9 protein-coding genes and 1 pseudogene are annotated in these 9,095 nt (G+C 42.4%); 6 read left to right on the forward strand and 4 right to left on the reverse strand.

Annotation, left to right across the window (positions count from 1 at the left end):
• The 4 genes from AB6D07_RS21925 to hemW all read left to right on the forward strand — a co-directional run.
• The coding region (locus AB6D07_RS21925; protein WP_372140751.1) for a tyrosine-type recombinase/integrase at positions 1-522 on the forward strand (522 nt) is incomplete at its 5' end.
• Between the two features lie 136 nt (positions 523-658).
• A complete protein-coding gene (locus AB6D07_RS21930; protein WP_017103296.1) occupies positions 659-1,090 on the forward strand; it encodes a DUF4426 domain-containing protein in 432 nt (143 codons plus the stop codon).
• Between the two features lie 48 nt (positions 1,091-1,138).
• Entirely contained in the window at positions 1,139-1,738 is a 600-nt protein-coding gene (locus AB6D07_RS21935; RefSeq protein ID WP_017103297.1) for an XTP/dITP diphosphatase, read from the forward strand.
• On the forward strand, positions 1,738-2,925 hold the full coding sequence (gene hemW, locus AB6D07_RS21940; RefSeq protein WP_017103298.1) for a radical SAM family heme chaperone HemW: 1,188 nt from the start codon (positions 1,738-1,740) through the stop codon (positions 2,923-2,925). The genes AB6D07_RS21935 and hemW overlap by 1 nt, the downstream gene beginning before the upstream one ends.
• Before the next feature lie 82 nt (positions 2,926-3,007).
• Here hemW and glsB read toward each other — a convergent pair whose 3' ends face one another.
• Positions 3,008-3,928, reverse strand: a complete 921-nt coding sequence (glsB, locus tag AB6D07_RS21945; protein ID WP_009847707.1) for a glutaminase B — start codon at positions 3,926-3,928, stop codon at positions 3,008-3,010.
• Between the two features lie 185 nt (positions 3,929-4,113).
• Positions 4,114-4,833, reverse strand: coding sequence for a tRNA (guanosine(46)-N7)-methyltransferase TrmB (gene trmB, locus AB6D07_RS21950; RefSeq protein WP_004735468.1), 720 nt, complete (start codon positions 4,831-4,833; stop codon positions 4,114-4,116).
• 403 nt (positions 4,834-5,236) lie between these two features.
• Between trmB and mutY the strand changes: the two genes are divergently transcribed.
• Positions 5,237-6,259, forward strand: coding sequence for an A/G-specific adenine glycosylase (gene mutY, locus AB6D07_RS21955; RefSeq protein WP_016791621.1), 1,023 nt, complete (start codon positions 5,237-5,239; stop codon positions 6,257-6,259).
• A 253-nt stretch (positions 6,260-6,512) separates the two neighbouring features.
• Positions 6,513-6,898, forward strand: a pseudogene (locus tag AB6D07_RS21960) (regulator).
• 27 nt (positions 6,899-6,925) lie between these two features.
• Here AB6D07_RS21960 and AB6D07_RS21965 read toward each other — a convergent pair.
• Positions 6,926-7,786 carry a hypothetical protein gene (locus tag AB6D07_RS21965; RefSeq protein ID WP_372092364.1) on the reverse strand — a complete coding sequence of 287 codons (861 nt, stop codon included), beginning with the start codon at positions 7,784-7,786 and terminating at the stop codon, positions 6,926-6,928.
• Between the two features lies 1 nt (position 7,787).
• Entirely contained in the window at positions 7,788-8,813 is a 1,026-nt protein-coding gene (locus AB6D07_RS21970) for a DGQHR domain-containing protein (RefSeq protein ID WP_017103901.1), read from the reverse strand.
• Between the last annotated feature and the right edge of the window lie 282 nt (positions 8,814-9,095).

The following is a 9,095-nucleotide window of genomic DNA, read 5'->3' on the forward strand; positions in this document are numbered from 1 at the left end:
GCCTTGGAACTTCAAACACTGACAAGTCGCCCCGTGGGTTCATGGGGCGGATACAATACATTACTTCTCAAACTAGATGGTGATGCGCTCAAAGTAGCAAAAGTATGCTTGGCTACAGGAGCAAGATGGAGCGAAGCGGAAAGCCTAAAGGGAAGTAATCTGATTCATGGTCGAGTAACCTTTGTTGATACAAAAAATGGGAAAAACCGAACGGTTCCGATTAGTGAAGAACTGGAGGAAGAGATCAAACAAGATGGAAATGGCCGCTTGTTTGGCGAATGCTACACTAGCTTTTATCAATGCTTAAAAAACTGCGATTTTGGTTTACCAAAGGGACAAGCCTCCCACGTTCTTCGACACTCATTTGCAAGTCACTTTATGATGAATGGTGGTAACATACTCGCATTACAAAAAATACTTGGTCACGCTACAATTCAGCAGACAATGACGTATGCTCATTTTGCTCCTGATTATTTGTTGGATGCCGTTAGATTTAACCCTTTAACAAGATCCACAAAATGACCACATTAACTATACACACCCCATCATATGTAAATAAAAACAGTATCACTAAGCCTTTATTTTACTGGGATTCATTAATTTAAAAGAGTTATAGAATCCATCCTATGATGGCTTTTTGCTATTTATTGGAGTCATTATGCGTCTATGGATAACAGCACTACTCACCGCTCTGATTGCCCTACCAAGCTCGGCAGGACAGTTTAAAAGTATAAAGGATGTCGAGGTTCATTACTCGGCTTTCAATTCCACGTTTTTAACTGCGCAGGTCGCTAAGCAATATAAGCTGAAACGAAACGGATACTCAGCGATTCTAAATATCAGCGTGCTAGACAACGCTTCTCTAGGCAAGCCTGCAACAACGGCTAAAATTACGGGAACAGCACGAAACCTAGTAGGTAATACTCGTACGCTTAACTTCCGTGAAATAAAGGAAGGTGATGCGATTTATTACCTTGCTGAGTTCCCTATCACTCACGAAGAGAACATCACTTTTGATATTGATGTTAACGCAGGCTTGAAAGGCACTGGACCACTGCGTTTCACACAAAAATTCTATATAGAAGAGTAGCTTCAAAGCTCACATTTCTAGTCATTAACTTATTAGAGCCACATCCCCATGAGTAAGATTGTTTTAGCAACAGGCAACCAAGGCAAAGTTCGCGAGATGGCAGATATTCTGTCTGAGTTTGGTTTCGACGTTGTCGCGCAAAGTGAATTTAACGTTTCAGAAGTCGCTGAAACGGGAACGACTTTCATTGAAAATGCCATCATCAAAGCTCGCCATGCAGCGAAAGAAACAGGGCTGCCAGCCATTGCTGACGATTCTGGCTTAGAAGTTGATTACCTTAATGGTGCACCCGGTATCTACTCAGCGCGTTACTCAGGTGAAGGGGCGACTGATAAGCAGAACATCGAAAAGCTGTTAGATGCCATGCAAGATGTGGCTACTGAAAAGCGTACCGCTCGTTTCCACTGTGTGTTGGTGCTAATGCGTCACGAAAACGATCCAACACCATTGGTGTGTCACGGCAAATGGGAAGGTCGTATTTTGACTGAAGAACACGGTGAGAATGGCTTTGGCTACGATCCTGTATTCTTTGTGCCAGAAGATAACTGCGCCTCAGCAGAGCTTGAATCGTCACGTAAGAAGCAACTGTCACACCGTGGTAAAGCCCTCGCGTCATTATTTAAGACTCTCAAGGAGCAAGCCCTGTAATGCACAATGCAGCGCTTATACCACCCGCACTTAGCCTTTATGTCCACATCCCATGGTGTGTACAAAAGTGTCCGTATTGTGATTTTAACTCTCACGCTCTAAAAGCCGAGATTCCTGAAAAAGAGTACATTGATGCTCTGCTTGAGGATCTCGATACCGATATCGAAAAATACCAACTCAATGGCGCACCTCGCCCATTGCATTCGATCTTTATTGGTGGCGGCACGCCGAGTCTATTTTCTCCAGAAGGAATAGGTCGATTGCTGCAAGGCATTGAACAGCGCATCCCGTTCAAACCTGAAATAGAAATTACCATGGAAGCCAACCCGGGCACCATAGAAGCTGAACGTTTTGCAGGTTACCAAAAGGCAGGGGTTAGTCGAATCTCGGTGGGCGTGCAAAGTTTTGAACAAGAGAAACTGGAAAGGCTTGGGCGTATTCACGGTCAAGACGAAGCTGTCAACGCAGCTCATTTAGCGCATAAAATCGGATTAGATAGCTTCAACCTAGATCTAATGCACGGCTTACCCGATCAAAGCATTGATCAGGCCTTGGCTGATTTGGACAAAGCGATCGAGCTCGACCCTCCACATTTGTCTTGGTATCAGCTAACAATAGAACCTAACACCATGTTCTATTACAAAACGCCACAGCTGCCTGACGATGATGACCTTTGGGATATCTTCGACTTAGGCCATAAGAAGCTCGCAGATGCAGGTTATGTACAGTACGAAATTTCAGGTTACAGCAAGCCGGGGTATCAGTGTCAGCATAATCTCAACTACTGGCGCTTTGGTGACTACCTAGGTATTGGCTGTGGCTCTCATGGCAAGCTGAGCTTTGCAGATGGACGTATTGTTCGTACCACTAAGGTTAAACACCCTAGAGGCTACCTAGCCGCGTATCAGAATCTGGTGAAACCCTATCTGTCGGATGAACTTGAAGTACCTAATGAGGACCGCCCTTTCGAGTTCTTCATGAACCGCTTCAGGCTAATGGAAGCGTGTCCAAAACAAGACTTCATTGATACGACTGGGTTAGAGTTTGATTCAATTCAGCCAACGATAGAGTGGGCCAAAGAGCTCGGTTATCTTAATGAAACCGACAGCCATTGGCAGATCACTGAAAAAGGAAAGCTGTTCCTGAATGATCTGCTTGAAGCCTTTATGGCAGAAGAAGACGAATAGTTCGAACGCTAGAATGCAAAAAGCCTCTCATCACGAGAGGCTTTTTTGTCGAACTTAGAACTTAGAACTTAGAACTTAGAACTTAGAAAATAGAACGACCAATACGCTCAGAGAGCAATTCTAAAGCCTGAGTTCCCGCCAGTGAATTACCCGACGCGTCCAGTTCTGGAGACCATACCGCGATCGTCATTTCGCCAGGAACAATCGCAATAATCCCACCACCGACACCAGACTTTCCTGGCATACCAACACGATAAGCAAACTCTCCCGCTCCATCGTACAAACCACATGTCGCAAGCAGAGCATTCAACTGCTTAGTTTGAACAGGCGTAATGATCTCTTTCTTGGTTTGAACCGACACACCTTTGTTCGCCAAATAACTAAAGGTCTTCGCCAAATCCACACAGGTCATTTTAAGCGCACAAGCATGAAAGTAATTGTTGAGTACGGGAATAACATCGTTCTCAAAATTACCAAATGAACGCATCAAGTAAGCGATAGCAGCATTACGATCGCTGTGCATCATCTCAGAAGCCGCCACAACCTTGTCATACACGATATGTGTATCACCTGATAGCTGACGGACAAATTCTAATAAACGGTGTCTTGGTGCTGATAGACGGCTTTGTAATAAGTCGGCAACGACAATTGCGCCAGCATTAATAAACGGGTTACGAGGGATGCCGTGTTCCATCTCAAGCTGAATCATCGAGTTAAAGGCTTGTCCTGATGGCTCCTTCCCTACTCGCTGCCATATCTCTTCCGGCTTATACAGCACCATTGCTAGCGTTAGGCTTAGAGCTTTCGAAATTGATTGCACGGAAAAGGCTTCATCAGCATCGCCAGCTTGAATAACTTCACCTTCATTGGTGTATACCGCAATCGCCAATTTCTGGTTCGATACGCGAGCCAATGCAGGAATATAGTCAGCGACCTTTCCCTGACCAATTAAGGGACGAACTTCGTCTAAAATCTCGGCTAAAATAGCTTGAGTTGGTTTCATGTGAGCTTACTTCTTATTGTTATTTTTGTAGGGGTGTGATATTCAGTTTTGTCCTTAAACTTCTAATTTGATAAAAGCCTAAGGACAAAAAAGCCAACACTACAATAATGTTGGCTTTTATCAATCCCATAAAGTGTAGGGTTTAATCCTAAGTCGGATTCACCTTCACTTAATTTGATTCAGAATTACTTAGTACGCTTGAACTTAATGTCCCAAACACCATGACCTAAACGGTGGCCACGAGCTTCAAACTTAGTTAGCGGACGCTCGTCTGGACGAGGAATGTAATCACCATCTTCAGCGATATTCTCGAAACCTGGAGCGACGTTCATCACTTCAATCATATGTTCTGCGTAGTTTTCCCAGTCTGTTGCCATGTGGAAAATACCAGTATCAAGTTGCAGCTTACCGCGAACCATCTCTGCAAACTCAGCCTTAACGATACGACGTTTGTGGTGACGAGCTTTATGCCATGGGTCAGGGAAGAACAGTTGCAGTGTATGCAGGCTGCTGTCTGGGATCATGTGTTCAAATACTTCTACTGCATCGTGACACATTACACGCAGGTTAGTTACGCCAGCATCGCGAGCTGTACCTAAACACGCACCAACACCTGGGCTGTGAACTTCAATACCTAAGAAGTTTTTCTCAGGCGCATTCTTTGCCATTTCAACCAGTGATGCACCCATACCGAAGCCAATTTCTAGTACAACAGGGTTGTCGTTGCCAAACACTTCTTTCCAATTAAGAAGTTCTGGGTTGTAGTCGATACCCATTGTTGGCCAACATTCGTTCATCGCGTTTTCTTGGCCTTTTGTTAAGCGGCCTTCGCGGCGAACAAAACTACGGATCTTACGAACCAGTTTGCCGTCTTCAGTATATTCGTTAGTGGTCACTTCACTCATTGATTTTTGCCTGCACATTGATTAATCAAAGCGGGGATTATCCAAAGAATTGCCTCCGGTGCAAGTCTTTCCGTGGATAAATTCCCACACAATTTGTCTGTTTTACATCCAACCGTAAGTGTGGTGCAATTTCACTCCTAATAATAGCAAAGCATAGAGCATGTCGTGACTCCTTTCGCAACCGCCATATTAAAGTGGTATGACGCCTTTGGGCGCAAAGAATTACCTTGGCAACAAAACAAAACCGCCTACACCGTTTGGCTATACTCAAGAATCACGATGAGCTAGTGGGTCACTATTAATAATTCATTGTATTTAAAATAAAAACAGCACTAAAACGTAAATGGTGGTTCATTTCCATCAATTGAAGCAACCAAGTCAGCAATTCAAATAAGAAAAATTTATGACACAATTTCCTTTGACGCCCGAAAAATTCCAAGATCAGCTCATCACATGGCAACAGACACACGGTCGCCATGATTTACCTTGGCAAGAAAACCCAACGCCTTATCGCGTGCTTGTCTCTGAAGTCATGCTGCAACAAACACAAGTCACCACTGTCATTCCATATTTCGAGCGTTGGATGGTTAGCTTTCCAACGATCGAAGTTTTAGCTGCTGCCACGGAAGATGAAGTCATGAACCATTGGCAAGGATTAGGCTACTATTCTCGCGCTCGGAATTTGAGAAAAGCCGCGCAATACATCGTGGATGAGTGTAATGGTCTATTCCCAGACCATGTTGAGACACTACTCAAAATTCCTGGCGTTGGCCGCTATACCGCGGGTGCCATCGCTTCATTCGCTTACAACACCTATGGTCCCATCGTCGATGGCAACGTCAAACGCTTGTTCTGCCGTTTTTTTGGGATCGATGGGGTGCCAGGCACATCAAAAGTCGATAAGCAATTGTGGGGGCTTGCAGAGACGTTTACGCCCACACGAAACAATCGTTCTTTTGCACAAGGATTACTGGATATGGGGGCAACTGTCTGTAAGCCGAGAAGTCCCAACTGCTTAGAATGTGATTTTCAGGGGGCTTGTATCGCTTTCAAAAGTGATCGAGTGGACGAGTTACCAACTCCCAAACCTAAAAAAAACGTGCCGACTCGCGCAGGACAGTTTCTCTGGATCGAATCAAAGGGGAAAATATTATTAGAGAAACGAGCAAATGACGGTATTTGGGGGGCATTGTGGTGTCTACCTCAAATTCATATTGAACCAGAACACCTTGGCGAACATGTTCACTTAAAGGGAAGCTTTAAGCACACGTTTACACACTACAAGCTTGAAGCAAAAGTTTGGTCCATTGAGCGTATGAGCGGCTTAAATCAAGAACAAACTTGGGTATTACCAACTGAGTTGCAAGATCTGGGGCTACCGACCCCAATAAAAAAATTCATACTAAAAAACATCAACTTAACCTAACAATAAGTAATATTTCAAATACAATAATTTACCTTGGTATTCGTAGAGTCAGCAATGCTACTGACTCATTAATGGACAGAAGTTTGTTACTAAAAATTGAACATTAGCAATTCATGAATAACTTATTATAAGGCAAATATTGTTAGTTAATACGCTTTCGTACTGTGCGCAAATTGCGTCCTTATGTTCAATGCAACTCGTGTCACTAAAGCTTATGAATTTATAAACTCTTTCGCTTTTGAGAGAGTGAATCATGAAGCATCACGAAATGACCAAAAACTATGTTTTTCGTGAGTTTGAATGCGGGCTAACTATCGAAGAGACAGCTAATCTTTGTTTCAAAAGTGTGAGAACAGTCAAACAGTGGGACAGAGGAAAACAGATACCAAATGAGTCTAAACGGTTGATGAGGTTTACAAACGTCTGAAACTATCTCACAGGGATGAATGGCTCGGCTTTAAAATGCTAGGCGGGTTACTAGAAATTTCGACTGGTAGGATGGCGTCTCCGCAAGAAGTAATGACTGGAATCGCGTTATTGGAAATCCAATCTGAGTTAGAAGTAAAAACGAATACTGAGTTGCTGAAATTAGCGCGTAAAATTGCTCGCTTGATGATTCTAACAAATAGAAATGTATAGATTGGGCAGGGCTCTTAGAGCCCTGTTTTAATCTTCAGTTTGGTTTGCTAAGACATCTTGCGGTTCAGCGGGATCATTTCCATCAGATTCATTTCCATCAAACTCTTCTTCATCAAACTCTTCTTCTTCATAAAAGAATTCGCTAAAGCATTCAGTAGCACCGTCAATTTGCGCTAAAGCTGTAGAGATATGTTCAAGATCTAAGTTATCAAAAGTCAGCCCTTTGTCATCAAACTCGCTTAAAGCTAATCTAATTATCTTGAGAGGATAGGCAACACAGGCATGATCATCGTCAAAAGTATATAGATAGTCTTCATCTTCGTTATAGGCTTGGAGTGCTGTAGCTATACACAAGTTTTCTATTTTAGAAAAATGAGTAGGAGTACTAGGTTCACAAAACTTGGGGTTTTTGTAATTTGTATGTTCTCTAAGATCAGTTAACCAATCAAATGGATGTTTTTGATCTATATCCTGTGAAAGCAAAACATTATGAGGAAAACTTCTTTTGAAAACATCTAAAACGACTTTATGTGTAGTACCACCTTCTTTGTGTGCATTTATTGCAGAGTTAAGATCTATAGAAAATACTTTTTTGCCCACATAAAATATACATATATCTTTCAAACCCATATACGCTCTAAGAGCGTAGAACACTGAGTAATACAATTTTACAGTTGGCCAACTATAAAACCCCCTAGTCAGGCCATTCAAAGCATCAATGAAGCTAATAACAGCAGAATAAAGATAGCTAGTGCAGTCTTTTTCAAGTTCGGTTTTAATAGCAGCTATATCTAGTGTCGAAAAGACTTGTTGAGGGATAGTACTAGTCTGAGGACTATGTCCTGTAATGACGTTACTTCTTATGTAGTCGTTAGCTAAATGCTGCATACTAGAACTTCAACGTTGGGATTAAAGCCTCTTCTGGAGAGAAAGCCGCATCAATTCGAGTAAAAATGATTCGGCTTGCTTCTTTACCACCTTGGCCAGAAACTTCTTCTTGTCGTATCAATCCACTTTCTTTTAGTAACAGCGCTCTTTGAATCGTTTCTATTTCGAAGGAGCCTTTAGTCGTGCAGTAACCCAACAGCTTCAACTTAAAAAACTCACAAGCTGCTGTAAATCCGGCTGAGTACTGGAAGGCATTAGTATTTAAATCCCAGTCGCTACCATATTCGTTTGCTATAGCTGAAAAATAGTTGTTCAAGCATTTTATTTGACTATTTAGCTCATGAACTCCAATTTGTTCAAAAGATGCGTTAGGCTCAACTAGCGGTTTAATAGCACTTACTGCAGTAGAGAGCGCTATACCACCTTTACGGCGTCTCTCTCCAGGGAATTTTATCTTGCCGAAGTAAGGAGAGCTCTCATCAGTATTCAAAACTGCTGCGATATCGCGCGCGCGCGCAGCCGCGTGGTCAATAGCTACTTCAGAACCAATACCGTACAAGTCATAGACTAAACTCTTCGGGGCAGGCTTCTGCTCCGTATTAATGGCTATAAAAATGTCAGCACATTCTTGCGTTGTCAGGTTTTGATATACAACTACGGGTATACGCATGTCAGCGATTTCTGGTTTCTCTTTTATAGCTTCTTTAATACCAGCAACACGGTGTTGGCCATCTATAATTTGGGCTATGCGTGGTAGTAATTCAAAACTTAAAGAATTTCCTTGAATCTCCAAACCATCATGAATCCAATTTAAAATAATACAGCCTGGCAAATCACCACCACTAATAACAAAGTCTTTTAGGCTCTTAATCCTACGCTCAATCAAAATGCGTTGAACTGCACCAACCTCGTTATGTACGCCTCGAACAGCTGTATAAGTGATATCTTTTAAAGTTCCTGCTGTCATCGTTGTCAACATGAACTTATGATGAGGTTGCTCGACTAAAGTGAAATGCTCAGTTACCATGACCAATCCCGTAAATTATGTTATTGCGCGAATTATAAAGTATCAGCACTTAATTACAAGGTAAATCAATTAATTGCGCTTCCCGGAAATGGGTCTAAATAAAGACTTTCACCCCGTATTACATCTCGGGGGATTAACAGCGAACAGCATGAGAAGAATGGATAACTTTTAGTATTGCAAAAAACCGTGAACAGGGTGTGAATGAGTAAAAAGTCTAGCTAATAATGGGTAATGCCGTTCGGATAAGCATTATTGCTTGAACCTGAACGGATATTTGGCTGG

The organism is Vibrio sp. 10N.239.312.C11 (assembly GCF_041466065.1).
Taxonomy (GTDB): Bacteria; Pseudomonadota; Gammaproteobacteria; order Enterobacterales; family Vibrionaceae; genus Vibrio; species Vibrio tasmaniensis_A.